Source organism: Sphingomonas sp. SP5 (assembly GCF_058313455.1).
On sequence record NZ_JBZFLF010000004.1, the window covers coordinates 232433 to 255787 of the forward strand.

Consider the following 23355-nt stretch of genomic DNA (forward strand, 5'->3'; position numbering starts at 1 on the left):
TCCCTTAGCTCGGCAGGCGCATCACGGATGTGCTGCTCTCGTCCATGTCCTTGGCCGATTTCATGAGGTTGGCCTGTACCTCGTAGCTGCGCTGGTTCTCGATCATGTCGACCAGCGCCTGCGTCATGTTGACGTTGGAGCCTTCCAGCGCGCCGCCCTGCACCTTGGCGTCGAGGTTCGCGGGCAACGCGCCGCCGCCCTTGACGCGCAGCAGGTTGTCGAGGCCCTTCAGCGTCTGCGTGCCCTTGGTGTCGACCAGCTTCAGCCGGTCGACCACCTGCGGGTTCTTGGCATCGCCACCCTGCGGCACGATGCTGATCGTGCCATCGGGGGCGATCGTCAGGCTGTCGTGCGGCGGAATGGTGATCGGCCCCGACTGACCCTGCACGATGAAGCCGTCGCCGGTCTGAAGCACACCGCTCGCCGCGACCTCCAGGTCGCCGCGACGGGTATAGGCCTCGCTGCCATCGCCCGCCTGCACCGCCAGCCAGTCGGTAGGGCCGGTGATCGCGACGTCGAGCGCGCGGCCCGTCGCCTGGATCGAACCGGGGGCGCGATCGGCATCGGTCACCTCTTCGCTGGTCGGCATGCGAGCCTCCAGCCGCGCACCGCCACCCTTCAGCTCGATCCGGTCGAAGACGACGCGGTCGGCGCGGAAGCCGGTGGTGGACGCGTTCGCCATGTTGTTGGCGATCGCCGCCTGCGCCTGCATGTGCGCACGCAGGCCGGTCGCCGCCGTGTAGACCAACTTGTCCATCTAACCTCTCCGCGCCGCCGGTTGGATCAGTTGCGGATCTGGATGATCGTCTGCGACACCTGGTTCGCGGTATCGAGCGCCTTCGAGTTCGCCTGGAAGTTGCGCTGGGCCGAGATCAGGTTGACCAGTTCTTCGGTGATGTCGACGTTCGATCCCTCGATCTGCCCCGACATCAGCGAACCGAAACCGTCTGCGCTCGCCGAACCCATGGTGGCGACGCCCGACAGGCCGGTCGCCGACCAATAGCTGTTGCCGATCTGGCGCAGGCCGGTCGGCGTCGAGAATTTGGCGAGCGCGACCTTGCCGAGCGGCACGATGTCGCCGTTCGAGAAGCTCGCCTGGATCAGGCCTTCCGAATTGACGGTGACGCCGGACAGCTGGCCGACGGCGACGCCGTCCTGGCTCTTGCTGTTGACCGCGAATGCCGAGGACAGCTGCGTCGAATTGGCGAGGCTGAGCGTGACGTCCTGTGGCGCGGCGCCCGACAGCGGGATGAACTGGTCGTACTTGATCGGCGCCGCCGGCGTGGCGATCGCGCCGGTCGAGCTGAACGTGATGCTGACCGGATCGGTCTTGCCGCCGACCTCGAGCTGCTTGTCGCCGATGAAGGTATAGACCTTCCACGTGCTGGGCGTCGCCGGGGTGGTGGTCGCGTCCGGCAGCTTGTCGCGGACGTAGTAATTGGTCATCGTCATCGGATTGCCGTTGGCATCGTAGATGCGGGTCGCGACCGAGTTGTTGTAGGTGGTCGTGTCGGTCCGGTCGAAGGCGACGGTCTTGACCGTCGAGGTCGCCGACAGGTTGACCGCGGTCGCGATGTCCTTCGTCGCGACGGGGGTACCGCTGGTCTGCTGGAGCTGCAGGTTGGTGAGGCCGTCGACGCCCGTCGCGGTGACGTTGCCGTCGCCGTCGACCGGATAGACCATCAGGAAGCTGCCCTGCGCATCGACGACGTTGCGGCTCGAATCGACCGAGAAGGCGCCGTTACGGGTGTAGGCGATCGCATCGCTGGCCCCGGTGGTGCGCACGGTGAAGAAGCCTTCGCCCATCACGGCGAGATCGAGCGCGTTGGTGGTGCCCTGCAGATTGCCCTCGGCGAACTGCTGCTGCGTCGCCTTCACGACCACGCCCGACCCGACCATCTTGCGCGGATCGGTCGACACGCTGGAGGCGATGACGTCCGAGAATTCGACGCGGCTCTTCTTGAAGCCGGTGGTCGAGACGTTCGCCAGGTTGTGCGAGATGGTGTTCATGTCGGTCTGCGAGGCCTGGAGACCGGAAAGCGAGGTGTAGAAGGACATCGGGTGACTCCTGGAAAATGCGAAAAAGCGGTGGCGGGATCAGGCGGCGGAACGGACGTCGGAGGGCTGGACGTCGCCGACCCCCACGACCTTGAGGACGGGCGTGCCGCTCGACGGCAGCGACACCGATTCGACCGGCGCCCAGACGAGCGTGCGGCTGGTGACGGCGCTGTCGCCGTTGGTGGCGAGTGCGGTGATCGTGAACGGGCCGGAACCGACGCTGTTGCCGGCGCTGTCCTTGCCGTCCCATTCGAAGCTGGCGGTGCCCTTCTTCTGGGCGCCGAGTTGCAGCTGGCGCAGCGTGCCGCCATTGGCATCGGAGATCGAGACGGTGACCTGCGTCGCCACATCGTCCAGCTCCACCGCGGCATCGAGCCCGCCGGAGGATTTCGGATAGGCGGTCGACCCTTCGGTCAGCACCGTCTTGCCGACGTAGCTCATCGCATCGCTGGCCGTGGTCGAACCGAGCTTGGTCGCGACGGTCGACAGCGTCTTGTTCATCTCGCTGATGCCGGCGACCGACGAGAATTGCGCCATCTGGGCGACCATCTGCGTGTTGTCCATCGGCGCCAGCGGGTCCTGGTTCTTGAGCTGCGTGGTCAGCAGCGTCAGGAAATCGGACTGGTCGAGCGTCGTCTTGTTGGTCTTGGCCGTCGTCGATGCGCCGCTGGCAGTCGTGGTGCCGGTGGTCGACTTGGCCCGCGTAATACCGAGGCCGGCGAGGGTGTTGTCGAAGGTGGAGGAGGTTGTTGTTACCATGGTCAGCGGCCCAGTTTGAGGGTATCGATGGTGAGCTGCTTGGCAGTGTTCATCACCTCGACGTTGTTCTGGTAGGAACGGGCCGTCTCCATCATGTCGACGAGCTCGCGGCTTTCATCGACGGCGGCCTGGTAGATATTGCCGTCCTTGTCGGCGAGCGGGTTGTTCGGATCGTAGACCTTGGTCGGCGATTCGCCGGCGGTGACGATCTTTTCCACGTCGACGGTGGCAAGGCCGGTCGCAGCATCGAAGCTGGTGCGGAACACCGGCTTCATCGTCTTGTACGCCGTCTCCGCCGATCCGGTCGTCCCGCCGACGTTGGCGAGGTTCGACGCGGTGGTGTTCATGCGCACCAGCTGCGCGCTCATCGCGCGGCCCGCCACCTGGAATATGTTCATCGGGTCGGCCATCGGCTCACTCCCCCTTCAGCGCGCGGGTGATCTGGCCGATGCGACCGTTCAGGAACGACAGCGTCGTCTGATACTGGACGGCATTCTCGGCAAAGGCGGTCTGCTCTTCGTTGAGCTCCACCGTGTTGCCGTCCATCGAGGTCTGCAGCGGCACGCGATACTTGGTCGCCGCGGCGATGCTGCCGTTGCCCGCGTCATTCTCCATCGACGCGAGCGCCGACTTGAAATCCACGTCCTTGGCCTTGAAGCCCGGCGTCGAGGCATTGGCGATGTTCGACGCGAGCACACCCATGCGCTGCGCGCGCACTTCCAGGGCGGCCCCGTGAACTCCGAACAGACTGTCTGCGGCCATCGGCCCACATCTCCCGCGCACCATTGCGCTGCCGAGGTGATAAGCAACCGGCGTGCCAGTTTTCGATTCCGGCGGTTCGGGATGCGATTTTTCGCCGTTTGGAGGGGCCTGCCGGGCGGGCGGCAAGCCGGACGGCAACCGCTTGCCGCCCGTTGCCGCCGCTTGCCGGGAAGCGGCAAGGAACCGGTCCCCTGCACCAGTCGGTCATCCCGGCGAACGCCGGGACCCATGGAAGCACGCGGCCAGCGGGGCAGGCCATCAGCAGCCGGGTGCGTCCATAGATCCCGGCATCCGCCGGGATGACGGAACAGAGAGAGCGGCGCGCGCTCGGCGAAACTGGCCCGCGCCTTGCAGAGCATTCGCGCATGATGCTCGCCCAGCTCTTCGATCCCGTCGCGTGCGCCATCGTCGGTGGCGGCACGCTGCTTGCCACGATGCTGCGCGCACCGGCACGCGATGCCGTGCGGGCGGTGTCGGCGCTGCGGGTGCTCGTCCGCCGGCGCTTCACCGCGGACGCGCTGCTCGAACAGATCGCCGCCCAGTCGCGGATCGCCAAGCGCCACGGCATCGTCGCGCTCGACCGGTCGGTGATCGCCGATCCCGATGTCGCCGCTGCGATCGCCGCCATCGTCGACGGCGCCATCCCGCGCGAGGTCGAGGCGCTGCTCCGCTACCGCCGCCAGGCGCGGATCGAACGCCACGTCGCCGCCGCCGACGTCTGGTCGGGCGCGGCGGATGCCGCCCCGGCGATGGGCATGGTCGGGACGCTGGTCGGGCTTGCCGGCATGTTCGCCAATCTGACCGACCCCAAGGCGATCGGCGGCGCGATGGCGATCGCGCTGCTCGCCACCCTATATGGCGCGCTGCTCGCCAACCTCATACTGATGCCGATCTGCCACCGCCTGCGCGCCGCCGGCCGGGCCGAGGCGTTCGAGCGCATCCGCCTGGAGGCGCCGCTGGTCGCGCTCGCGCTGCGCGAGACGCCGCGCCACCAATTGCAGAGCGTCGCATGACCGACGCCGCGATCTGGCCCGATCCCGCACCGTCCAAGCCGCTGTGGCTGATGACGCTCGCCGATCTCGCGCTGCTGCTGGTCGGCTTCTTCGTGCTCCTCCAGGCGAGCGAACGTCCGCGCGCGGTCACCGACGCGCTGCGCCAGAGCTTCGGCGGCGCTGCCGCGCCCGCGCCGCAGGCGCTGCCGGTGATGGCCGCCGGCCTGCTCGACTTCGCGCCGGGGTCGGCCGTGCTGCCCGACAGTCCGGCGGCCGCCGTCGCCTGGGCGCGTGAAGCCGTCCGCGACCCCCGCGTCGCGCTGACCGTGACCGGCTCCACCGACGGCAGCGCCGCCGACGTCGACCCGGCGACCGGCAGCGCCCCGATCCTCGCCGCCGACCGCGCCCGTGCCCTCGCCGCGGCGCTGGCGCCGGTCAGCCGCCGCATCACCGTCACCACCGCCACCCATCCCGGCCGCCGTGCCGCCATCGTCACCCTCGCCTTCGCCGGCGAGGCCGCATCCCCCAAGGGACACCTGCCATGATCCTCCTGCCCCTGCTCCTTGCCGCCGGTGGCGCCACCGCCTTTCAAGATACCGCCGGCCTCGACCGCGCCGTCGCCGCCTTCACCAGCCGCCCGATCGGCGCCGAGGGCGGGGCGCGGACCGCGATCGATACGCGGCTGCGACTGGCGCAATGTTCGACGGTGGCGCTCGCCTGGCGCACCGAGGCGCATGACGCGGTCGTCGTGTCCTGCTCCGGCCCCGACTGGCGCATCTTCGTGCCGGTGATCCGCCCGGCCGGTGCGCCGCTGCCGACCGCCGCCGCACGGCCCGCGGTGTTGGCGCCGACCAAGGCCGAACCGGTGATCCGCCGCGGCGACCCCGTGGTGATCGAGGCGGGATCGTCCGGCTTTTCGATCAGCCGCGAAGGGGTGGCGATGAGCGATGCCCCGCCGGGCGGCCGCTTCATGGTGAAGGTGGACGATGCCAAGACGCCCGTACAGGCGATCGCGCTGGAAACCGGCCGCGCCACCCTGCCCGGCTGGGACTGATCGCGCGGCCGCAGCCACGAGGAATCTTTTTTTGCTAAACCTGCGTCGCAAGCGGCCGTTTATCCCCCTGTCAGGCAACACGGACAGGTGCGGACATGGTGGACTCGATCGGCGCAACGCCGCCGCAGGCAAGTGGAAGCGTCTCGCGCGTCGCCGCACCCGCGGCGACGCCGACGGTACAACCCGCGCTGCAACAGGCCGCGCAACAGGCACCCGCTCCGGCCGCGACGACGCAGCTGAGCGGCCTGGCCAAGGCGCTGGCCGCCGAACCGCCGGTCGACAGCGACCGCGTCGGCGAAATCCGCAAGGCGATCGCCAGCGGCACCTTCCCCATCCTGCCGGCGACCATCGCCGACCGGCTCCTCGCCCTCAAGATGAATTGGGACGGCCATGACGCGGCGTGATGCCCTGATCCGCGTCATCGACGCGCTGCATGCCGAGATCGCCGCGCTGAAGGCGAACGACTGCGCCGCGCTGGAACGCGCGACGCAGGACAAGCTCGCCGGCATCGAACAGGTGGCGGCGCTCGGCACCGGCCCCGCGGGCGACGAGATCCGCGAACTGGCGGACGAAGCCAACCGGCTGAACGAAACCTGCCGGATCTACGTCAACCTGATGGCGGCAAATGTTCGCCGCCGCCTGCAAATCCTGACCGGCGATGCCGGCCACGGCTTCCGCCCGACGCTGGTACAGGCCTACGCGTAAGGGCCGGGACGCACTGCCTTTCCATCCGTCATCCCGGCGAACGCCGGGATCCATGGAGGCACGCGGCATCTGACGGCGCATCCTCGCTGCACATATCCCCTCCATGGGTCCCGGCGTTCGCCGGGATGACGATCAGAATTTGGCACGGCTCTTGCTGACCGCACACCGACAACAGGGGTGTGTTTTCGTCGCAATGACCGTCAATCCGATTTCAGCCGGACGGGTGCAATCCGCCATCCAGCTTGCGAGCAGCAAGACGGGAGTGGATTTCGACTATCTGCTCGGCCAGGCCAAGATCGAGAGCGGGCTCAACGCCAATGCGCGCGCCGGCACCTCTTCGGCGTCGGGCCTCTACCAGTTCGTCGAACAGAGCTGGCTCGCCGTCGTCAAGAAGCATGGCGCCGAACATGGCATGGCCTGGGCCGCGGACAGCATCGGCCAGACCGCCGGCGGCCGCTACACCGTCACCGACGGCGCGACGCGTTCGGCGATCCTCAACCTGCGCAACGATCCCACTGCCGCCTCGCTGATGGCGGCGGAGCACGCTTCCGATAACGCCGATGCGCTGCAGAGCACGCTCGGCCGCGCCGCCAACGGCACCGACCTCTACATGGCGCATTTCCTGGGGATCGGCGGCGCCAAGAAATTCCTGTCGGCCATGCAGACCAATCCCGGTGCGGCGGGTGCCGCGCTGTTCCCGCAGGCGGCGGGGTCGAACCGCTCGATCTTCTACGCCTCCAACGGCCAGCCGCGCTCGCTGTCGGCGATCTACCAGCGCTTCGCCGACAAGCTCGGCGCCGCCGCGGACAGCGCGGTCGAAACCCGCAACGCCAACCTCGCCTTCGCCGCGCAGGCGCTCAGCATGGGCGATGCCACCGTCGTCACCGGTGCCAACCAGAGCGCCACCGACGCGCTCGCCTGGGCACGGCAGGCGATGACCGGCACGATGTCCTCGGCCAACAGCCTGTTGCGCCCGTCGCCGCAGAATGCGCAGCTCGCCTATATGATGCTCGCCAGCATGGGGGGCCGCTGAGATGGGCAAGCTGCTCAGCCAGGGTCGCGGCGCGGCGCTGCCGCTCGCCATCCTGCTGCTCGTCGTCGTGATGGTGGTGCCGATCCCGGCGTTCCTGCTCGACATCTTCTTCGTCGCTAACATCGCGATCAGCCTTGCCGTGCTGATGGTGTCGCTGAACGCGCAGAAGCCGCTCGATTTCTCCGCCTTCCCTACCGTCCTCCTGTTCGCGACCCTCTTCCGCCTGGGCCTCAACGTCGCCTCGACCCGCATCGTGCTGGTCCACGGGCATGAGGGCGAGAGCGCGGCGGGTCACGTCATCGAAGCGTTCGGCAGCTTCCTGATTGGCGGCGATTATGTCGTCGGCATCTTCGTTTTCGCGATCCTGATGATTATCAACCTGATCGTCGTCACCAAGGGCGCGGGCCGCGTGTCGGAAGTCTCGGCGCGCTTCACCCTCGATGCGTTGCCCGGCAAGCAGATGGCGATCGACGCCGATCTCAACGCCGGCCTCATCACTCCCGACGACGCCAAGAAGCGCCGCGTCGAGGTGGCGACCGAAGCCGACTTCTACGGATCGATGGACGGTTCGTCCAAGTTCGTGAAGGGCGACGCCGTCGCCGCCATGCTGATCCTTGCCGCCAACGTCATCGGCGGCTTGATTCTCGGCCCGGTCAGCCACGGCATGACGATCGCCGCGGCGGCCAAGAGCTACATCCTGCTCGCGATCGGCGACGCGCTGGTAGCGCAGCTGCCGGCGCTGATGCTGTCGATCGCCGCCGCCGCGATCGTCACGCGCGTCAATTCGGACAAGGATCTCGCCGGCCAGATCGGCAGCCAGTTCGGGTCCCCCCGCACCTGGACTCCGGTCGCCGTCATCCTGGGGCTGCTCGGCGTCTTCCCGGGCATGCCGCATCTCATCATGCTGCCGGCTGCCGGCATCGCCGGCTTCACCGCGTGGAAGCTGCGCCAGATCGAGAAGCGCCCGGTCGCCGTCGCCGCCCCCGTCGCCGCTGCCGAACCCGCCGACCCATCCAAGATCGGCTGGGACGAGGTGACCGACGGCATGCAGGTCAATTTCGACATCGGCTACGGCCTGGTGCCGCTGGTCGATCCGCGCCGCGGTGCGCCGCTGATGGGGCGGATCACCGGCGTGCGCCGCCAGCTGTCCCGCGACCTCGGCTTCGTCATCCCGCAATGCCGGGTGCGCGACGACATCAACCTTGCGCCCTATACCTATCGCATCCTCGTCAACGGCGTCGTCATGGGCGAGGATCAGGTGTCGCCGGACGAGATGCTCGCGCTCGACACCGGCCAGGCCTATGGCGAATTGCACGGCAAGAAGGCGAAGGATCCGACCTTCGGCCTCGACGCGACGTGGATCCCCGCCGGCGATGCCGATGCGGCGACCGGCGCGGGATTCCTCGTCGTCGACGCCGGCACGGTCATGGCGACGCACCTCAACCACGTGCTCGGCGCACACGCCACCGAGCTGCTCGGCCCGGACGAAGTCCAGGCGCTGCTCGACGGCCTGAAGGAGCGTGCGGCGCAGCTCGTCGCCAGCCTGACGCCGCATCCGCTGCCGCTCACCACCCTCACCCAGGTCCTGAAGGGCCTGCTCGCGGAGAACATCCCCTTGAAGGAGTTCCGTCGGATCGCGCAGGCGATCGCCGTCGCCGCCACGCGCAGCGCCGATGCCGAGGAGATCATCGAACTGATCCGCCCCGAACTCGGCCCGCTCATCATCCAGAAGCTGTGTGGCGTGCGCGAGCCGCTGCGCGTGATGACGCTGGAGGGGCAGCTGGAAGGGCTGCTCGGCCAGGCCGCGCGTGCCGACCAATCGCGCCGCCACGTCATCGAGCCCGATCTCGGCCGTCGCATCGTCGATGCGCTGCAACAGGCGGCGCAGCCGCTGATCGCCGAGGCCAAGCCCTTCGCGCTCGTCGTCCAGCCCGCGATCCGCATCGCGATCCGCAAGCTGGTGCGCACCGTGCTGCCCGACACGCCGGTCCTCTCCTTCTTCGAGGTCCCCGAGGAAAAGGCGGTCGAGGTCGTCGCGGTGATCGGCGCCAACCAGCAGCAGGCGCTCGCGGCATGAGCGCCGAACCGATGAAGCTGGCGTTCGCCGACGCGCAGCCTGCGCCCGCGGGCATGATCCCCAATGCCCCCCTCACCTATTCGCCGCGGCAGCGGCCGGGCGGGGATGGCGAGGCGCTGGTCCGCCAGTATCTGCCGCTCGTCCGCCGCATCGCCTGGCACGTCCATGGATCGATGAGCACGATCGTCGAGGTCGAGGATCTGGTGCAGATCGGCCTCGTCGCCCTGGTCGAGGCAGTCGGGCAGGCAGCGGAACAGGGGGCGCAGTTCCGCGCCTATCTGACGACGCGGCTGCGCGGCGCGATGATCGACGAGCTCCGCCGGCAGGCGACCAGCACGCGCGGTGCGATGCGGCGGCGGCGGCAATATCATGCCGCGCTCACCGCGCTGACGGCAAGGACCGGCCGCGCGCCCGACGAGGCGGCCATCGCTGCGGAACTCGGCGTGACGGTGGAGAAGCTGCGCGCCGATTACGAGACCGCCGACGCGATCCGCTTCGAATCGATGGATGAGGTCTATGCGGACGACCTGCCTTGGTTCGCCGACGACACGCCCGACGCGTTCGAGCAGCTGGCGGACAGCGACCTGCGCGATACGTTGATCGCGGCGATCACTGCGCTGCCCGAACGCGAGGCGCAGGTGATCCAGCTCTATTACGTCGAGGAACTGAACCTCGAGGAAATCGGGCAGGTGCTGGGCGTGGGGTCGGCGCGGGTATGCCAGATCAAGGCCGCAGCGCATGCGAAGCTGAAGAAGGCACTGGCGCGTAAATTATAGGTCGTCCCGGCACGGGGGACCGCCCGGCACAGCCGGGTGGTGGAGGGGCAGTCACGGGCGAGATCGCTTGGGGCTGCCCCTCCACCATTCGCTGCGCGAACGGTCCCCCTCCCCTGCGAAAGCAGGGGAGGATTGACAACCTCAGGCCGCCGTCTTTGATCGCGCGGCGAAGCTCTTCCTCAGCTTCTGCAGCTTGGGCGGGATCACCGCCATGCAATAGGGGTTCGACCGACCCGAGGTTTCCCAATAATCCTGATGGTAATCCTCCGCCGGATACCATTCCGCCATCGGCTCCACCGTGGTCACGATCGGCTTGGCCGAATCCGCCTGCGCCCGCTCGATCGCGGCGCGCATCTCGGCCTCCTGCGCATCGTCCGCCGGGAACACCGCCGAGCGATATTGCGTTCCCACATCGTTGCCCTGCCGGTTCAGCTGCGTCGGATCGTGCGTCGCGAAGAAGATGTCGAGCAGGTCGCCCAGCGCCAGCTGCTCCGGATCATAGCCGATCCGGATCGCCTCGGCATGGCCGGTGTCGCCGCCGCAGACCTGCTTGTAGGTCGGGTTGGGTACCGATCCGCCGATATAGCCGCTCTCGACGCTTTCCACGCCGATCACATCCTTGAACACCGCCTCGGTGCACCAGAAGCAGCCGCCGGCGACCGTCACATAGTCCGTCATCATGATCTCCTTTGCCCCCATGTAGGAAGGCGCTAGGGCGGGCAAAAGGCGGGAGCAGAGCGATGGCATTCGACGGTACGGTGATGGTCACGGGCGGGGCCGGCTATATCGGCAGCCATGCCGTGTTGGCCTTGCTCGATGCGGGCTACCGCGTGGTGGTGGTCGACAATCTCGTCACCGGGTTCGACTGGGCGGTCGATCCGCGCGCGCAGCTGGTGGTCGCCAATGTCGCCGACGACGATGCGGTGCGCGCCGCGATCCGCGAGCACCGCGTGCGCGCGATCATGCACTTCGCCGGTTCGGTGGTGGTGCCGGAATCGGTCAGCGACCCGCTCAAATACTACCGCAACAACACCGCCGCGACCCGCGCGCTGATCGAGAGCGCGGTGGTGGAGGGCGTCCCGCACTTCATCTTCTCCTCCACCGCCGCGACCTACGGCACCCCGGTCAAGGTACCGGTGCAGGAGGGCGATCCGACCGTGCCGATCAATCCCTATGGCATGTCGAAGCTGATGACCGAGGCGATGTTGCGCGACGTCGCAGCCGCGCATCCGATCAACTATTGCGCGCTTCGCTATTTCAACGTCGCCGGTGCCGATCCGCAGGGCCGCTCGGGCCAGTCGACGGTCGGCGCGACGCACCTCATCAAGATCGCGGTCGAAGCGGCGATCGGCAAGCGCGACGCGGTGTCGGTCTTCGGCACCGACTTCGACACGCCCGACGGCACCGGGGTGCGTGACTACATCCACGTCCACGACCTCGCCGCCGCGCATGTCGCCGCGCTGGAACTGCTCGTTGCCGAACCGGCGCGGAGCCATACGCTCAACGCCGGCTACAACCGCGGCTTTTCGGTCAACGAGGTGCTCGACGCCGTCGATCGCGTCACCAACCTGACCATCCAGCGCCGCTACGAAGGCCGCCGCGCCGGCGACCCCGCCGCGCTGGTCGCGGACAATAGCGCGATCCTCGCCACCCTCCCCTGGCGCCCTCAGCGCGACGATCTCGACACGATCGTCCAGGATGCGCTCGCCTGGGAACGCAAGCTCGCCGAGCGGGGCTAACGCTCGCCGCCGATCGCCTGCCGTGCGCCGGCAGTCGCGGTCCACCAGCCGAGCGCCCAGAGCGTGCCGAAGCTCCAGCCGGCGAGCACGTCGCTCGGCCAGTGCACGCCCAGGTAGACGCGGCTGCACCCGATCGCGCCGACCAGGAGCACCGCGACGACGAGCAGGTAGCGGCGGCTCGCCCGGTCGCGCGTCACCTGCCCGGCGAGCGCGGCCAGCGTCAGGTAGACGATCGCACTGGACGTCGCGTGGCCGCTCGGAAAGCTGTACCCGCTCGCATCGACCAGATGGGGGACGAGGTCGGGCCGCGCCCGCAGCACCATCCCCTTGATCAGGTCCACCGCCCAACCGCCGGTCAGGCTGGCCAGCGCCACCGCCAGCGCGGTCAGCCACAGCCGCTGCACGATCAGGAAACCGGCCGCCACGACGACGACGATGGTCAGCACCACCCCGCCGCCGAGCGCGGTGACGTCGCCCGCCACCTTGGGCAGCCACGCCGGACCGCCCCATTGCCGCAACCCGACGATGATCGCGCGGTCGAAGGCGAAGGGGTAGCGGCTCGTCGCGAACGCGCCGACCAGCAGCACCGCGAGTCCGGCCGCGATCAGCGCGAGGCCGGCGAGCAGCGGCGGCAGGCGCCGCCTGCCGACATGCGCATCGGCGGGAGGCACCGTCATCGCATCACGGCTGTCAGCCGGCGGAAGCGGTGGCGGGCCGGCGGCCTGCCGTATGCGATCTGGTCCATGGCGGCAGTGTCCCGACAGTGATGCACGCGCCAACGGGACCTGCCCGTCATTGCGCCGTCCCTGCCACTACATCGCCCGTCGGGCCGAGGCCAGCATGGCCGCCTGCGTCCGGGTGCGCCGTTCAGCCGATCGCGGCGGCACGCGCCCGGCGCCGGCCGCCGGGATGGTCCGCCTTCGCCCGCGCCCGCTTCGCCTCGTAGAGCGCTGCGTCGGCCCCGGCGAGCAGCGCCGCGGTCTCGCCCGCCGCCAGCACGCCCGACGCCACGCCGATGCTGACGCCGACGCCGACCGCGATCTGCTGGCCACAGATACGCACCGGCTGCGCCACCGCATCGCAGACGGCGGTGACGACCTGGTCGACCAATTCGGCCTCGTCGCCGAACAGGATGGCGACGAATTCGTCGCCGCCGAGTCGCGCGATCGGCTGCGTGCCGAAGATCAGGCGCAGCCGGCCGGCGATCGCGACGAGCACTTCGTCACCCGCCGCATGGCCGTAGCGATCGTTCACCGCCTTGAACCGGTCCATATCCAGGAACAGCAGCGACACGGCGCGGCCGGCATGCCGATCCAGCGCCGTCTCCAGACCGGACCGGTTCAGCAGGCCGGTCAGCACGTCCGTTTCGGCGAGCCGCAGGGCGCGGCGTTCCGCCGCCAGCAGCGCCAGCAGCGTCTTGTTGTTCTGCAGGGTCAACACCGCCGTGCCCACCACCAGCACCAGGAACAATGCGGCCAGGAAGCCGCTCAGCAGACCGATCGCCACCGCCATGGGTGCCGAGACGACCACGATCATGGCGGTCGCGAGGCGCGGCAGGGCAGCCCAGCGCGTCGCCAGCCCGGCGAGCAGTCCCATCGTCGCCAGCGCCGATGCGATCCGCAGTTCCTCCAATCCGGTCAGGAAACTCGCCGCGCAGCCCAGACCGAAGGTCGCGAACATCGCGCAGGCGGCGAGCAGGATCGCACAGGCCGTGCGCCGGGGCACACGGCGCTGCGATCGCCACGCACGCAGCGCGGGAACGAAGCGCGCGGTCAGCAGCAGGATATCGATCGAAAGCCACACCGCCGCCCAGTGCGCGCGGGTGAACCACACGGCGGCCGCACTCATCATGAGGAAGCCCATGCTGGCGGTCAGCACGCCGAGCGGGCGCAGCATCGCCGTATCGAGCAGATCGGTGCGCAAGCCGGGATCATCCCGGGGGATGCCCGCCAGCCGTTCGAAGCCATCGAAGAAAGCGCGCACCAAGGCCATGGCCGAACCGGTAACCCCCCTGTTCAATGGGGTAATGATCCTGATCCATTAAGAATTGGTGGCATTCGGCGGACGTTGCACCCGGGGTGGCGAAAAGTCAGATGGTCTTACGTTCCATCGCGCAGGAAGCGTGGCTCCGCCTGTCCTCTCCCATTGGCTCCAGTGCTTTTCCCGCCCCGATCGTTCATTAACTATATCAGTACGTTGGCTTACCCCCAAAATGGGGCGACATTGGCGTGCATGAACACCAATCTCACGCCGGAACGGGTCGAGCGCTGGATCGCGGATCAGACGCAGCTTGCAACGCTCGCCACCTGTCCGGAGGTGAGAGCGATGCACCTCGACCTTGCGAGCCTCTACCGTGCGCAGCTGGGGTATCTGATCGCGGCACACCAGCTGAACCATGCGCGAGCCCTGCCGATGGCGGCCTGAACACATGGAGCGACGGCCTCGTCAGTGGCACATCCACTGACCCGCTGCACGATGGCGAAGCAATGCTCGGCAACCTCAAAGCTTGACGGCATGGCCGCTGCGGCCGCAACCCGGTCGGCGTCTGCCGTTCACCGGAGGGAACAACGGCGGCGGCCGATCGATGGGATGGGCGCAACAGGACCGTTTATGACGCACGAGCCGCTGAGTTCCGCCGCCCATGTCATCCAGCTCGCCCTTACCCCCATTTTCCTGCTGACCGCGGTCGGATCGTTGCTCAACGTCTTCGCCACGCGCCTGGGCCGGATCAGCGACCGAATCCATGTGCTGAAGAAGGACGGGCGGCGAAGCGGCGCGGAGATGCAGCGCCTGCGGGTCCGTTCCAAGATTCTCGATGTCGCGGTGACGCTCGCCGCAGCAGCAGGCGCAATGACGTGCTGCGCCGCGATCACGCTGTTCCTCGGCACCCTGCGGGATTCGGGTCACGTCGTCACCCTCTTCACCTTCTTCGGCGGCGGGCTGGTCTGTGCCGCCGCCGGCCTTGCCTGCTTCGTCGCCGAGATCACGCTCGCCGGCCGCACGTTGCGCGACGAAGACGAACCGGACTGACTGGCCCGCAGGGAGGCGGTCGCATCGCCGCCGCCCGCGACCATCATGGGATAGCACGATCGTCAGGGCCCATTCCCGACGGGCATTCGTTGGGGCCGGACACGATGAAGGACAGCACCATGACCGACGATCGAGCGAACGCCGACGAGGGATCGGACCCGACCGGCGACATCAAGCGCCAGAACCCCGGCGAAACCACGACCGGCGATATCACCGGCGGCGGTGAAGATCGGGCCGGCGCCGGCGAAGGCCCCGACGCGGACGATAGCGCAGGCGACCACACGACGCAGGACGCGGCAAAGGCCGGGCGCCGCGACTTCGATCCCAACGCCGGCCAGGAATAGCCGGGCGCCCTTCCCCGGTCGGCGTCGTGGCAGCGGAACGACGCCTCGCGCCTGCCGTTGACATGACGAGGAGACGATGATGACCGACGCACCGCCAAGCACCACCCCCGACATGTCACCGCGCACGGGCGGAGATAGCAGCGAACCTTCCGTCACGACGCGTTCCGGCGGCGGCGGCGCTGCAGCAGCCGTGACCGGCGACAATGCCGACGCCGGCGCATGGCCGGACGACATCTCGCCCGACCGCGGCGGCGCGGCGGACGGTGGCGCCGTTGCGCCGCCTACGTCCCCCCAGCCCGAACAGGCGCCGATGGACGATGATGCCGGCGGCCCGACCGTGCCTTCGCCGGAGGAAGACGAGGCGGCGAAGCTCGGCGACTTCGCCTGACGCGCGACTCAGCTGGAGACGATCCAGTTGAGTTCGTCGGCGGCCGCTTCGGCGGTCTTGCCCAGATGCTCGACGTAGGACTGGAAGATCGGCACGGTGAACGTGACCAGCACCGGGTCGGTGTCGGGCTGTTTGAACGTCAGCACGACGAACCGGGTGCCGGTCTCATCGATCATGAGCCCGGTTTCCATCGCGCCGGGTCCGCTGGGGCTGATGACGATTTCGGCCATCGCTCAGCTCGGGTGCGCTTCGCTCTCGGCCGCGGCTTCACCGCCCTCGGTCGGCACGGCCACTTGTTGCGCCGGGCCGTCGCTGCCCACGGCGGCACCGTCCTTTGATGCGGCTTCGGCCGCTGTATCGCTGTCCGGTTCGGCCATGTCAGCCTCCTGCCACTGTCGGATGCTCATGTGGATGGCCCGCTCAGGCGGCGAGCGCATCCTTGCGCATCATCGCTTCCGCGGCGGCGCGCTCGACCGGGGTCAGCCCGGACAGATGCTCCTGGCGATAGGCGTCCATGACGCTGTTGTCGTTCGTACGATCGTCGGCGGCCGATTGGCGCGCGGCGCCGAACAGGCCCAACTTGATGCGGCTCATAATGTCCTCAGGCAGCAGCCGGGTGGATCCCTGCGCTGTTGCTGCATCAATTCCGTGGGCTGCCTGCGGTTCCCTGCGCGGTGTGCGGATCGGTCGGGAAACGTCGATGGTGGGTCCGCCGGGGCTCGAACCCGGGACCTCTCGATTAAAAGTCGCTTGCTCTACCGACTGAGCTACGGACCCCCGCCATCGATGGGGCGCACCTAGGGGCGGGCGCGTGCCCGGTCAACCATGTGCGCCAATTGACGGATCGTGCGGCCCTGTCTGGGTACGCGCCAGCCCGGCGCGATGGCGGCGAGCGGGGTGAGCACGAACGCCCGCTGCGCCAGCGCGGCATGCGGCACGACCAGCCGCCGCGTCCGCCACGTGCCCCCCGACCACAGCAGGATATCGAGGTCGATCACCCGCGCCCCCCAGCGCCGCCCACGCCGACGGCCGAAGGCGGCCTCGATGCTCTTGAGGCGGGCAAGCACATCCGGCGGCGCCGCATCGCTCGCGATCAGCACCGCGGCATTGGCGAAGCGGCGGATCGAGGGGCCGAGCGGCGCCGAGGCGATGATCGGCGAGGCCGCGATCACGCCGCCCAGCGCCGCGATCGCCGCACGAACCTCATCGGCGGGGCCGCCATGCCGACCTCGCCGGTTCGATCCGATGCCGATCGCGTAGATTGTCTGCGCCATGGCAGCGCTCTAGGCGATTGCGATGACCTTCGCACCCAGCGCGCTGCCCGCCACCGAACCGCCCCACGATTGCCCCCGCTGCCCCCGCCTCGTCGCTGCGCGCCTCGCCTTGCGGGAACAGAACCCGACGTGGTGGAACGCGCCCGTCCCCGCCTTCGGCGACCCTGAAGCCTGGCTGGCGATCGTAGGCCTCGCGCCCGGCCTGCACGGCGGCAACCGCACCGGGCGCGCCTTCACCGGCGATCATTCCGGGGCATTGCTCTACACCACGCTGGCGACGTTCGGCCTTGCCACCGGCACCTTCGCCAACCGGGTCGGCGACGATCTGGCGCTGAGCGGCGCCATCATCCTCAATGCGGTGAAATGCCTGCCGCCCGCCAACAAGCCGACGCCCGAGGAGATCCGCACCTGCCGCCCGTTCCTGGACGATCAGATCGCGGCGCTGCCCAACCTGCGCGTCGTCGTCGCGCTCGGCCAGATCGCCCATCAGTCGGCGGTCAAGGTGCTGGGCGGCCGCCTGCCCAAGGCGCAGTTCGCGCATGGCGCCGAACATCGCATGCCCGACGGCCGCATCCTGATCGATAGCTACCACCCGTCACGCTACAACCAGAACACCGGCCGCATCACCGATACGATGTTCGAAGAGGTTTTCGCGCAGGCGATGGCGCTGCGTCAGACGTCCTGAACCAGCCGGCCGTACAGCTCCGGCCGGCGATCGCGGAAGAAGCCGAAGGCGGCGCGATGGCGCCTGATGCGGGCGAGGTCGAGCGTCGCGACGATCACGCCTTCCTCATCGCGGCCGAGTTCGGCAACGATGTCACCGCGCTCGTCGGCGATGAAGCTGGTGCCGTAGAAGGTCTGGTCGTGCTCGGTACCGATGCGATTCGCGGCGATGACGGGGACGACGTTGCTGACCGCATGCCCGACCATCGCCCGCCGCCAGAGCCGCGCGGTGTCGAGGCTGGTGTCGTGCGGCTCGCTGCCGATCGCGGTGGGATAGAAGAGCAGTTCCGCCCCCATCAGCATCATCGCGCGCGCCGTCTCGGGATACCATTGGTCCCAGCAGACGCCGACGCCGAGCGTCCAGCCCGGCGCCTGCGGCGGCGCCGGCCACACCTTGAAGCCGGTGTTGCCGGGGCGGAAATAGAATTTCTCCTCATAGCCAGGCCCATCGGGGATGTGGCTCTTGCGATAGACGCCCTGCACCTCGCCATCTGGGCCGATCATCGCCAGGCTGTTGTAGTAATGCGGCCCGTCCGCCTCGAAGAAGCTGGTCGGGATCGTCACCTTCAGCGCCTCGGCGAGGGCCTGCATCGCCAGCACCGCCTTGTGCTCGCCGACCGGCGCGGCATTGGCGAACAGCCCCTCATCCTCGACGCGGCAGAAATATTCGCCCTCGAACAGTTCGGGCGGCAGGATCACCTGCGCGCCCCGCCCCGCCGCCTCGCGCACCAGGCGCGACACGTTGGCGATGTTCGCATCGATGTCGTTCGAAAAGGCGAGCTGGAGCGCGGCGACGGTGATCTGGGTCATGCGCGCGCATGTAATGGCGACGGGGCGGATCGTCACCCCTCGGCGGATGGAGTGGCTCCGGTTCGCTAGGCCGGAATCTGCTGGCTGATGCAGTGGAAGCTGCCGCCGCCGGTCAGGATATGATCCGCCCGCAGGCCGATGGCCTCGCGATCCGGGAACAGCGCCTGGATCGCCGCGACCGCCGCGGCATCGTTGTCGGTGCCGTACACCGGCACCACCACCGCGGCATTGCCGATGTAGAAGTTCATGTAGCTTGCCGGCACCACCTCTTCATCGCGCAACACGCGACCGGGCGACGGGATCGTCACCACGTCCAGCCCCGCGGCGCGGGCGGCGCGCTCGGCGTTCTGATAGACCTGCCAGTTGGGATCGTTCTCCGCCGCCGTGGGCAAGGCGACGCGGTTTTCGCCGACGAAGCGAGCAAGGTTGTCGACATGGCCGTCGGTATGGTCGTTGAGCAGCCCGTCGCCCAGCCACACCACGCGGGTGAAGCCCAGGTCCTCGCGCAGCCGCGCCTCGATATCGGCCCTAGTCAGCGTCGGATTGCGGTTCGGGTTGAGCAGGCATTGCTCGGTGGTCACCACCGTGCCGGCCCCGTCGCCGTCGATCGCGCCGCCCTCCAGCACCCAGTTGCAATAGCCGACGCGCGCACCGATTGACTGGCCCAGGCGCAGCCCGATCGTGTCATCGCCGGGCAGGTCGTACTTGCCGCCCCAGCCGTTGAAGTCGAAGTCGCGCGCCTCGCCATCGGCAAGCAGGATCGGCGCGGTGTCGCGTAGCCAGATATCGCCGAACGGCTCGACCACCACCTCAGCGAACGGCGCCAGCCGTTCGGCGGCGAGCCTCGCCTCGGCATCGGCGGCGACCAGGATCACGCGCTCGCCGCGGCCATCGGCGTGGACGGCGCGGGCAAAGGCGACCACCTCGTCGCGGGCGGGATCGAGATCCTCCTGCCACAGGTCGGCATGGCTCGGAAAACCGATCCACACCGCCGCGTGCGGTGCCCATTCGGCGGGAGGGGTCATGCGGGTCATCGGGCGGCTCCCGTCACGGTGGCACGGCTCTTGTCGCGGATGGCACGGAATTCGTCGCCGGCCACCCAGTTCGGCCACGCACGCCCATCGGCGAGGTCGCGCGCGATCATGTAATAGAGCTGGACGTCCTGCTGCACACCGCGCCAATCCCATTTGGGATCATATTCGTCGGACGGCGCGTGGTAGCGGTGCTCCTCGTAATCCTTCGCTGCCGCCTGCCCTGCGGCAAGGCCGCCCGTCACCAGATCCTGCCCCGTTTCGAAATACACCATCGGCACGCCGTGCTTGGCGAGGCTGAAATGGTCCGAACGATAGTAGAAGCCCTTTTCCGGCGTCGGCTCGGGGGTGGCGTGGCGTCCCTGCCGCTTCAGCGCGGCGGTGAGATAGCCGTCGAGGTCCGACTTGCCCGGACCGATCACGATCACGTCCTTGGACGGACCGTACATGGCGAGGGCGTCCATGTTGGCGCCACCCACCGTCTGCGCCAGCGGGTAGATCGGATTCGCGCCATAATAAGCGGAACCAAGCAGCCCGGACTCCTCCGCGGTCAGCGCCACGAACACCATCGAGCGGCGCGCCGCCCCCGCCTTGGCATTCGCCTGCGCCAGCGCCACCAGCGCGGCGACACCATCGGCATTGTCGACGGCACCATTGCAGATGTCATCGCCGTTCACCGGCGTGCAGCGGCCCAGGTGATCCCAATGCGCCGACAGCAGGACATATTCGTCCGGCGCCTCGCGCCCCGGCAGGATGCCGACGACATTGTGCGACACCTGCTTGGTGATGGCATTGTCGAAGCTGACCGACGCCTTCACGCCCAGCGGCACCGCCTTGAAGCCCTTGACCTTGGCGGCGGCGGCGAGGCTGTCGAAGTCCTTGCCCGCGCTGGCGAACAGCGCGCGGGCCTTGTCGAGCTGCATCCAGCCGTGCGCGGCGGTATCGTCCATATGGCCGTTGGCGGCGTCGGCGACATGCGCGGCGCCGGTGTTGCTCGACTGGACGACGTTCCAGCCATACGCCGCCGGCTCCGTCTGGTGGACGATGATGACCGCGGCGGCGCCCTGCCGCGCCGCTTCCTCGTATTTGTACGTCCAGCGGCCGTAATAGGTCATCGCCCGACCGCCGAAATCGCCGGTGAGGCCCTGCGTCTGCCAATCGGGATCGTTGATGAGGACGATCACCGTCTTGCCCTTCACGTCGAGACCGGCATAGTCGTTCCAGCCCTTTTCGGGCGCGACGATGCCATAGCCGGCGAAGACGACATCGCTGTCCTTCACATCGATGTGCGACGTGACGCGATAGGTGCCGATGACCATGTCAGGTCCGTAGGCGAGGCTGACCGGCGTCCTGCCGCCGGTGAAGGTAAGCGGCGTCACGTGCTTCGCGGTGATCTCGACCAGCGGCACGTCCTGCAGCCACTTGCCATGATTGCCGGGCTTGAGGCCGGCCTGCTCGAACTGCTGCTGCAAATAGGCGAGCGTCTTGGTTTCGCCCGCGCTGCCCGGCGCACGCCCTTCGAACGCGTCGGACGAGAGGGTCTTCGTCACCGCCTTCAGCGTATCGACGGAGATCGGCGGGGCGGCGGTTTGCGCCGCGGCCATGGCAGGCGCGGCGAGCAGGGCGGCAAGGAGGAAGCGGCGCATGGAAACTCCGTAAGGACGGCTGCCGCGCCTTGTGGCGCGCGGTCGGGCGCTTGTCCACGGGGGCGGAAGGTCTGTGCGGGGCAGATGCGGAGGAACTGGCCGCTTGGGCACGCGGCGCATCACCTCCAACCGTTCGTGCTGAGCCTGTCGAAGCACAGGTGAGACTTGAGGCGCTTCGACCGGCTGCCGACAGATGGGGGACGGCTTACCGCTTTGTCGGCCAACCGGTCCGAAGATCGCCATACCCGAACGAAGTCCGCCTCTGCCGAATCAAAAAGGGCGGCCCCGCAGGACCGCCCTTTTCAAAACCTTCGGACCCGACGCGGGAGTAAATCCCGCGTCGTCGGACGGCGCTGGTGCGCCGCCGGCCGTCCGGTGGTGTTCTTCCTCGCGCTTAGCGCGAGTAGAATTCCACCACCAGATTCGGCTCCATCTTCACCGGATAGGGCACCTCGTCCAGCGTCGGAACGCGGACGAAGGTCACCTTGGCGTTGCCGTCCTGCGCGACATAGTCGGGAACGTCACGCTCGGCGAGGTTCTGCGCCTCGAGCACCAGCGCCATTTCCTTGGCCTTGTTGCCCAGCGTGATCTCGTCACCGACGAAGCAGCGGCGCGAGGCGATGTTGCACTTCACGCCGTTGACGCGGATGTGGCCGTGGCTGACGATCTGGCGCGCGGCGAAGATCGTCGGCGCGAACTTGGCGCGATAGACGATCATGTCGAGGCGCTGCTCGAGCAGGCCGATCAGGTTCTGGCTGGTGTCGCCCTTCATGCGTGCCGCCTCGGTGTAGCAGGCCTTGAACTGCTTTTCCGTGACGTCGCCGTAATAGCCCTTGAGCTTCTGCTTGGCGCGCAGCTGGATGCCGAAGTCCGACACCTTGCCCTTGCGGCGCTGGCCATGCTGGCCCGGACCGTATTCGCGCTTGTTGACCGGCGACTTCGGACGGCCCCAGATGTTCTCGCCGAGACGACGGTCGAGCTTGTGCTTGGCGCTATGGCGCTTCGACATTCCAAATTCCTTGCAACGGTAACGACGTAATCCCATCCCGCGGACAGGCCGCGGGGCGGGGTTGGCCCCGGTATCGCTCTGCTGGTCTCGAAAGAGGCAGGCCCACCGCTTCACCGGGATGCGGGGGCTGTTGCGAAGGCGCGCGCCTAGCGGGCACGCGACCGGCTGTCAATCAGTTCGACGGCATCGCATTGGAATGCGCGGCGTTCGAGCGGCGGGCGCTTTCGGCGGCATCGTTGTTCGCCCGGTCGATCATCGCCCATTCCGCCTTCGAATGACAGGTGCGGACCGGCATGATCGAACCCACCGGGATTTCGCGGCGACAGATCGGCTTTTCCTTAACCGGCGGCGGCGGCGGCGGCGGTGCCGCCTCGGTCGTCTGAACGGCGGGCGCGGTCAACATGGCAAGTGCGAGCAAGATCATCATGGTCATCCTGTTGAGACAGTGAGGATGACGTATTCACACGGGCAAGGGAAGAGCGGATCGGCAACGCTCGACATCACCCGCCGCCCCGCTAAGGAAGCGCGATGACGACGATCCTGCCCGGCCCCGAATGCACCACCATGACCGAGGTCCGCGCCGGCGTCGATCAGGTCGACCGTGAACTGGTGGCGCTGCTGGCGCGGCGTTTCGCCTATATGGACGCTGCCGCCCGCATCAAGCCGGAGCGCGGCCATGTCCGCGACGAGGCGCGCAAGGCACAGGTCATCGCCAACGCCCGCGCCGCCGCCGAGGCCGCCGGCCTGCCGGGCGCGGTGATCGCCGACCTGTGGGAACGGCTGGTCGAAGCCTCGATCGCCTACGAACTGGCGGCGTTCGACCGCCGCTGACCGCCGGTCAGTTCTGCTGGCTGTTGCGCAGGCTGGTGGCGCCGTCGACGCTGCGCGCATTGGCGCTGTCGATATCCTGCCATTCGCTGGCGGTATGACACTCGCGTTTCGGCGCCATGCGGCTGCCGGTCTGTTCGGTCCGCCTGCAGATTTTCGTCGCGTCCTTGGTCGGCGCCGGCGCGGGCGTGGTCGTCGCGCTGCCCGGCTGGGGCTGCACCTGGGTCCGGGCCATTCCCGGCGTCGCGATCAGCACCGCCATCACCCCGGTCCATACGATACGCATCACGCTCTCCCAACCATCGACCGGACGAGGT

The 23355-nt window shown here is 68.3% G+C and carries 33 protein-coding genes and 1 tRNA gene; 15 read left to right on the forward strand and 19 right to left on the reverse strand.

What is annotated here, in order from left to right; genetic code table 11:
• Positions 1-4: 4 nt before the first annotated feature.
• The 5 genes from flgF to flgB are packed head-to-tail and all read right to left on the reverse strand — an operon-like array spanning position 5 to position 3579.
• Complete coding sequence (gene flgF, locus AC4GY7_RS11925) at positions 5-757, reverse strand: flagellar basal-body rod protein FlgF (RefSeq protein WP_491114278.1); 753 nt, start codon at positions 755-757, stop codon at positions 5-7.
• Positions 758-783: 26 nt separating this feature from the next.
• On the reverse strand, positions 784-2058 hold the full coding sequence (locus tag AC4GY7_RS11930) for a flagellar hook protein FlgE (RefSeq protein WP_491114281.1): 1275 nt from the start codon (positions 2056-2058) through the stop codon (positions 784-786).
• Between the two features lie 39 nt (positions 2059-2097).
• Positions 2098-2817 (reverse strand): flagellar hook assembly protein FlgD, encoded by a 720-nt coding sequence (locus AC4GY7_RS11935; RefSeq protein WP_491114284.1) that lies wholly within the window; start codon positions 2815-2817, stop codon positions 2098-2100.
• Between the two features lie 2 nt (positions 2818-2819).
• Positions 2820-3227: a flagellar basal body rod protein FlgC gene (flgC, locus tag AC4GY7_RS11940; protein ID WP_443583430.1), complete on the reverse strand. Its 408-nt coding sequence runs from the start codon at positions 3225-3227 to the stop codon at positions 2820-2822.
• Positions 3228-3231: 4 nt separating this feature from the next.
• Positions 3232-3579: a flagellar basal body rod protein FlgB gene (gene flgB, locus AC4GY7_RS11945; protein ID WP_491114287.1), complete on the reverse strand. Its 348-nt coding sequence runs from the start codon at positions 3577-3579 to the stop codon at positions 3232-3234.
• A gap of 368 nt (positions 3580-3947) precedes the next feature.
• On the opposite strand from flgB, the gene AC4GY7_RS11950 reads away from it, so the two are divergent.
• The 8 genes from AC4GY7_RS11950 (at position 3948) to AC4GY7_RS11985 (ending at position 10216) form a co-directional block, all read left to right on the forward strand.
• Positions 3948-4592 (forward strand): motility protein A, encoded by a 645-nt coding sequence (locus tag AC4GY7_RS11950; RefSeq protein WP_443583698.1) that lies wholly within the window; start codon positions 3948-3950, stop codon positions 4590-4592.
• Positions 4589-5116 carry a hypothetical protein gene (locus AC4GY7_RS11955; protein WP_491114289.1) on the forward strand — a complete coding sequence of 176 codons (528 nt, stop codon included), beginning with the start codon at positions 4589-4591 and terminating at the stop codon, positions 5114-5116. Before AC4GY7_RS11950 ends, AC4GY7_RS11955 begins: the two co-directional genes overlap by 4 nt.
• Positions 5113-5625 (forward strand): flagella basal body P-ring formation protein FlgA, encoded by a 513-nt coding sequence (locus AC4GY7_RS11960; protein ID WP_491114292.1) that lies wholly within the window; start codon positions 5113-5115, stop codon positions 5623-5625. Before AC4GY7_RS11955 ends, AC4GY7_RS11960 begins: the two co-directional genes overlap by 4 nt.
• A gap of 95 nt (positions 5626-5720) precedes the next feature.
• Positions 5721-6029 (forward strand): flagellar biosynthesis anti-sigma factor FlgM, encoded by a 309-nt coding sequence (flgM, locus tag AC4GY7_RS11965; RefSeq protein ID WP_491114295.1) that lies wholly within the window; start codon positions 5721-5723, stop codon positions 6027-6029.
• Positions 6016-6330 (forward strand): flagellar protein FlgN, encoded by a 315-nt coding sequence (locus tag AC4GY7_RS11970; RefSeq protein ID WP_443583435.1) that lies wholly within the window; start codon positions 6016-6018, stop codon positions 6328-6330. The genes flgM and AC4GY7_RS11970 overlap by 14 nt, the downstream gene beginning before the upstream one ends.
• Positions 6331-6523: 193 nt before the next feature.
• Positions 6524-7363 carry a lytic transglycosylase domain-containing protein gene (locus AC4GY7_RS11975; protein WP_491114298.1) on the forward strand — a complete coding sequence of 280 codons (840 nt, stop codon included), beginning with the start codon at positions 6524-6526 and terminating at the stop codon, positions 7361-7363.
• Between the two features lies 1 nt (position 7364).
• Positions 7365-9440, forward strand: coding sequence for a flagellar biosynthesis protein FlhA (flhA, locus tag AC4GY7_RS11980; RefSeq protein ID WP_491114300.1), 2076 nt, complete (start codon positions 7365-7367; stop codon positions 9438-9440).
• Positions 9437-10216, forward strand: coding sequence for a FliA/WhiG family RNA polymerase sigma factor (locus tag AC4GY7_RS11985; RefSeq protein WP_491114303.1), 780 nt, complete (start codon positions 9437-9439; stop codon positions 10214-10216). The genes flhA and AC4GY7_RS11985 overlap by 4 nt, the downstream gene beginning before the upstream one ends.
• 141 nt (positions 10217-10357) lie before the next feature.
• Here the strand turns inward: AC4GY7_RS11985 and msrA are convergent, their stop codons facing one another.
• Complete coding sequence (msrA, locus tag AC4GY7_RS11990) at positions 10358-10894, reverse strand: peptide-methionine (S)-S-oxide reductase MsrA (RefSeq protein ID WP_491114682.1); 537 nt, start codon at positions 10892-10894, stop codon at positions 10358-10360.
• Positions 10895-10956: 62 nt separating this feature from the next.
• Here msrA and galE point away from each other — a divergent pair, with 62 nt between their 5' ends.
• Positions 10957-11955 (forward strand): UDP-glucose 4-epimerase GalE, encoded by a 999-nt coding sequence (gene galE / locus AC4GY7_RS11995; RefSeq protein ID WP_491114306.1) that lies wholly within the window; start codon positions 10957-10959, stop codon positions 11953-11955.
• On the opposite strand, the gene AC4GY7_RS12000 is transcribed toward galE, so the two are convergent.
• Together AC4GY7_RS12000 and AC4GY7_RS12005 are read right to left on the reverse strand one after the other, a co-directional pair.
• Positions 11952-12632, reverse strand: coding sequence for a phosphatase PAP2 family protein (locus AC4GY7_RS12000; RefSeq protein WP_491114308.1), 681 nt, complete (start codon positions 12630-12632; stop codon positions 11952-11954). The two genes, galE and AC4GY7_RS12000, sit on opposite strands and share 4 nt — an antisense overlap.
• 190 nt (positions 12633-12822) lie before the next feature.
• Positions 12823-13947 carry a diguanylate cyclase gene (locus tag AC4GY7_RS12005; RefSeq protein ID WP_491114310.1) on the reverse strand — a complete coding sequence of 375 codons (1125 nt, stop codon included), beginning with the start codon at positions 13945-13947 and terminating at the stop codon, positions 12823-12825.
• Positions 13948-14187: 240 nt separating this feature from the next.
• On the opposite strand from AC4GY7_RS12005, the gene AC4GY7_RS12010 reads away from it, so the two are divergent.
• The 4 genes from AC4GY7_RS12010 (at position 14188) to AC4GY7_RS12025 (ending at position 15717) form a co-directional block, all read left to right on the forward strand.
• Positions 14188-14379 carry a hypothetical protein gene (locus tag AC4GY7_RS12010; RefSeq protein WP_491114313.1) on the forward strand — a complete coding sequence of 64 codons (192 nt, stop codon included), beginning with the start codon at positions 14188-14190 and terminating at the stop codon, positions 14377-14379.
• Between the two features lie 186 nt (positions 14380-14565).
• The gene (locus AC4GY7_RS12015) at positions 14566-14985 is read left to right on the forward strand and encodes a DUF2721 domain-containing protein (protein ID WP_443583444.1); all 420 of its coding nucleotides are present in this window, start codon (positions 14566-14568) and stop codon (positions 14983-14985) included.
• Positions 14986-15104: 119 nt separating this feature from the next.
• A complete protein-coding gene (locus AC4GY7_RS12020; protein WP_443583445.1) occupies positions 15105-15329 on the forward strand; it encodes a hypothetical protein in 225 nt (74 codons plus the stop codon).
• A 79-nt stretch (positions 15330-15408) separates the two neighbouring features.
• On the forward strand, positions 15409-15717 hold the full coding sequence (locus AC4GY7_RS12025; protein ID WP_491114317.1) for a hypothetical protein: 309 nt from the start codon (positions 15409-15411) through the stop codon (positions 15715-15717).
• Between the two features lie 8 nt (positions 15718-15725).
• Here AC4GY7_RS12025 and AC4GY7_RS12030 read toward each other — a convergent pair whose 3' ends face one another.
• The 5 genes from AC4GY7_RS12030 to folK all read right to left on the reverse strand — a co-directional run bounded on the left by AC4GY7_RS12030 (position 15726) and on the right by folK (position 16991).
• Positions 15726-15947: a hypothetical protein gene (locus AC4GY7_RS12030; RefSeq protein WP_491114320.1), complete on the reverse strand. Its 222-nt coding sequence runs from the start codon at positions 15945-15947 to the stop codon at positions 15726-15728.
• A gap of 3 nt (positions 15948-15950) precedes the next feature.
• Positions 15951-16094 carry a hypothetical protein gene (locus AC4GY7_RS12035; RefSeq protein ID WP_491114322.1) on the reverse strand — a complete coding sequence of 48 codons (144 nt, stop codon included), beginning with the start codon at positions 16092-16094 and terminating at the stop codon, positions 15951-15953.
• Positions 16095-16137: 43 nt separating this feature from the next.
• Positions 16138-16311 carry a hypothetical protein gene (locus AC4GY7_RS12040; protein WP_491114325.1) on the reverse strand — a complete coding sequence of 58 codons (174 nt, stop codon included), beginning with the start codon at positions 16309-16311 and terminating at the stop codon, positions 16138-16140.
• Positions 16312-16418: 107 nt separating this feature from the next.
• A tRNA-Lys gene (locus tag AC4GY7_RS12045) sits at positions 16419-16494 on the reverse strand.
• Between the two features lie 20 nt (positions 16495-16514).
• Positions 16515-16991 (reverse strand): 2-amino-4-hydroxy-6-hydroxymethyldihydropteridine diphosphokinase, encoded by a 477-nt coding sequence (folK, locus tag AC4GY7_RS12050; RefSeq protein ID WP_491114328.1) that lies wholly within the window; start codon positions 16989-16991, stop codon positions 16515-16517.
• Between the two features lie 22 nt (positions 16992-17013).
• On the opposite strand from folK, the gene AC4GY7_RS12055 reads away from it, so the two are divergent.
• Positions 17014-17676: a uracil-DNA glycosylase gene (locus AC4GY7_RS12055; protein ID WP_491114331.1), complete on the forward strand. Its 663-nt coding sequence runs from the start codon at positions 17014-17016 to the stop codon at positions 17674-17676.
• Here the strand turns inward: AC4GY7_RS12055 and aguB are convergent.
• The 5 genes from aguB to AC4GY7_RS12080 form a co-directional block, all read right to left on the reverse strand.
• Positions 17664-18524: an N-carbamoylputrescine amidase gene (gene aguB / locus AC4GY7_RS12060; RefSeq protein WP_491114334.1), complete on the reverse strand. Its 861-nt coding sequence runs from the start codon at positions 18522-18524 to the stop codon at positions 17664-17666. The two genes, AC4GY7_RS12055 and aguB, sit on opposite strands and share 13 nt — an antisense overlap.
• A 65-nt stretch (positions 18525-18589) precedes the next feature.
• Positions 18590-19558, reverse strand: a complete 969-nt coding sequence (locus AC4GY7_RS12065; protein ID WP_491114337.1) for an agmatine deiminase family protein — start codon at positions 19556-19558, stop codon at positions 18590-18592.
• A complete protein-coding gene (locus tag AC4GY7_RS12070; RefSeq protein WP_491114340.1) occupies positions 19555-21201 on the reverse strand; it encodes a M28 family metallopeptidase in 1647 nt (548 codons plus the stop codon). Before AC4GY7_RS12070 ends, AC4GY7_RS12065 begins: the two co-directional genes overlap by 4 nt.
• Before the next feature lie 394 nt (positions 21202-21595).
• Entirely contained in the window at positions 21596-22210 is a 615-nt protein-coding gene (gene rpsD / locus AC4GY7_RS12075) for a 30S ribosomal protein S4 (RefSeq protein ID WP_443583455.1), read from the reverse strand.
• A gap of 172 nt (positions 22211-22382) precedes the next feature.
• Complete coding sequence (locus AC4GY7_RS12080; RefSeq protein WP_491114343.1) at positions 22383-22637, reverse strand: hypothetical protein; 255 nt, start codon at positions 22635-22637, stop codon at positions 22383-22385.
• A 101-nt stretch (positions 22638-22738) separates the two neighbouring features.
• On the opposite strand from AC4GY7_RS12080, the gene AC4GY7_RS12085 reads away from it, so the two are divergent.
• Positions 22739-23041: a chorismate mutase gene (locus AC4GY7_RS12085; RefSeq protein ID WP_491114346.1), complete on the forward strand. Its 303-nt coding sequence runs from the start codon at positions 22739-22741 to the stop codon at positions 23039-23041.
• A 7-nt stretch (positions 23042-23048) separates the two neighbouring features.
• Here AC4GY7_RS12085 and AC4GY7_RS12090 read toward each other — a convergent pair whose 3' ends face one another.
• Positions 23049-23324 carry a hypothetical protein gene (locus AC4GY7_RS12090; protein WP_491114349.1) on the reverse strand — a complete coding sequence of 92 codons (276 nt, stop codon included), beginning with the start codon at positions 23322-23324 and terminating at the stop codon, positions 23049-23051.
• Between the last annotated feature and the right edge of the window lie 31 nt (positions 23325-23355).

Bases quoted from the DNA above. Each gene is read 5' to 3' on its own strand.
- flgF (WP_491114278.1), bottom strand. From the start codon at position 757: ATGGACAAGTTGGTCTACACGGCGGCGACCGGCCTGCGTGCGCACATG.
- AC4GY7_RS11930 (WP_491114281.1), bottom strand. From the start codon at position 2,058: ATGTCCTTCTACACCTCGCTTTCCGGTCTCCAGGCCTCGCAGACCGAC.
- AC4GY7_RS11935 (WP_491114284.1), bottom strand. From the start codon at position 2,817: ATGGTAACAACAACCTCCTCCACCTTCGACAACACCCTCGCCGGCCTC.
- flgC (WP_443583430.1), bottom strand. From the start codon at position 3,227: ATGGCCGACCCGATGAACATATTCCAGGTGGCGGGCCGCGCGATGAGC.
- flgB (WP_491114287.1), bottom strand. From the start codon at position 3,579: ATGGCCGCAGACAGTCTGTTCGGAGTTCACGGGGCCGCCCTGGAAGTG.
- AC4GY7_RS11950 (WP_443583698.1), top strand. From the start codon at position 3,948: ATGCTCGCCCAGCTCTTCGATCCCGTCGCGTGCGCCATCGTCGGTGGC.
- AC4GY7_RS11955 (WP_491114289.1), top strand. From the start codon at position 4,589: ATGACCGACGCCGCGATCTGGCCCGATCCCGCACCGTCCAAGCCGCTG.
- AC4GY7_RS11960 (WP_491114292.1), top strand. From the start codon at position 5,113: ATGATCCTCCTGCCCCTGCTCCTTGCCGCCGGTGGCGCCACCGCCTTT.
- flgM (WP_491114295.1), top strand. From the start codon at position 5,721: ATGGTGGACTCGATCGGCGCAACGCCGCCGCAGGCAAGTGGAAGCGTC.
- AC4GY7_RS11970 (WP_443583435.1), top strand. From the start codon at position 6,016: ATGACGCGGCGTGATGCCCTGATCCGCGTCATCGACGCGCTGCATGCC.
- AC4GY7_RS11975 (WP_491114298.1), top strand. From the start codon at position 6,524: ATGACCGTCAATCCGATTTCAGCCGGACGGGTGCAATCCGCCATCCAG.
- flhA (WP_491114300.1), top strand. From the start codon at position 7,365: ATGGGCAAGCTGCTCAGCCAGGGTCGCGGCGCGGCGCTGCCGCTCGCC.
- AC4GY7_RS11985 (WP_491114303.1), top strand. From the start codon at position 9,437: ATGAGCGCCGAACCGATGAAGCTGGCGTTCGCCGACGCGCAGCCTGCG.
- msrA (WP_491114682.1), bottom strand. From the start codon at position 10,894: ATGACGGACTATGTGACGGTCGCCGGCGGCTGCTTCTGGTGCACCGAG.
- galE (WP_491114306.1), top strand. From the start codon at position 10,957: ATGGCATTCGACGGTACGGTGATGGTCACGGGCGGGGCCGGCTATATC.
- AC4GY7_RS12000 (WP_491114308.1), bottom strand. From the start codon at position 12,632: ATGACGGTGCCTCCCGCCGATGCGCATGTCGGCAGGCGGCGCCTGCCG.
- AC4GY7_RS12005 (WP_491114310.1), bottom strand. From the start codon at position 13,947: ATGGCCTTGGTGCGCGCTTTCTTCGATGGCTTCGAACGGCTGGCGGGC.
- AC4GY7_RS12010 (WP_491114313.1), top strand. From the start codon at position 14,188: ATGAACACCAATCTCACGCCGGAACGGGTCGAGCGCTGGATCGCGGAT.
- AC4GY7_RS12015 (WP_443583444.1), top strand. From the start codon at position 14,566: ATGACGCACGAGCCGCTGAGTTCCGCCGCCCATGTCATCCAGCTCGCC.
- AC4GY7_RS12020 (WP_443583445.1), top strand. From the start codon at position 15,105: ATGACCGACGATCGAGCGAACGCCGACGAGGGATCGGACCCGACCGGC.
- AC4GY7_RS12025 (WP_491114317.1), top strand. From the start codon at position 15,409: ATGACCGACGCACCGCCAAGCACCACCCCCGACATGTCACCGCGCACG.
- AC4GY7_RS12030 (WP_491114320.1), bottom strand. From the start codon at position 15,947: ATGGCCGAAATCGTCATCAGCCCCAGCGGACCCGGCGCGATGGAAACC.
- AC4GY7_RS12035 (WP_491114322.1), bottom strand. From the start codon at position 16,094: ATGGCCGAACCGGACAGCGATACAGCGGCCGAAGCCGCATCAAAGGAC.
- AC4GY7_RS12040 (WP_491114325.1), bottom strand. From the start codon at position 16,311: ATGAGCCGCATCAAGTTGGGCCTGTTCGGCGCCGCGCGCCAATCGGCC.
- folK (WP_491114328.1), bottom strand. From the start codon at position 16,991: ATGGCGCAGACAATCTACGCGATCGGCATCGGATCGAACCGGCGAGGT.
- AC4GY7_RS12055 (WP_491114331.1), top strand. From the start codon at position 17,014: ATGACCTTCGCACCCAGCGCGCTGCCCGCCACCGAACCGCCCCACGAT.
- aguB (WP_491114334.1), bottom strand. From the start codon at position 18,524: ATGACCCAGATCACCGTCGCCGCGCTCCAGCTCGCCTTTTCGAACGAC.
- AC4GY7_RS12065 (WP_491114337.1), bottom strand. From the start codon at position 19,558: ATGACCCGCATGACCCCTCCCGCCGAATGGGCACCGCACGCGGCGGTG.
- AC4GY7_RS12070 (WP_491114340.1), bottom strand. From the start codon at position 21,201: ATGCGCCGCTTCCTCCTTGCCGCCCTGCTCGCCGCGCCTGCCATGGCC.
- rpsD (WP_443583455.1), bottom strand. From the start codon at position 22,210: ATGTCGAAGCGCCATAGCGCCAAGCACAAGCTCGACCGTCGTCTCGGC.
- AC4GY7_RS12080 (WP_491114343.1), bottom strand. From the start codon at position 22,637: ATGATGATCTTGCTCGCACTTGCCATGTTGACCGCGCCCGCCGTTCAG.
- AC4GY7_RS12085 (WP_491114346.1), top strand. From the start codon at position 22,739: ATGACGACGATCCTGCCCGGCCCCGAATGCACCACCATGACCGAGGTC.
- AC4GY7_RS12090 (WP_491114349.1), bottom strand. From the start codon at position 23,324: ATGCGTATCGTATGGACCGGGGTGATGGCGGTGCTGATCGCGACGCCG.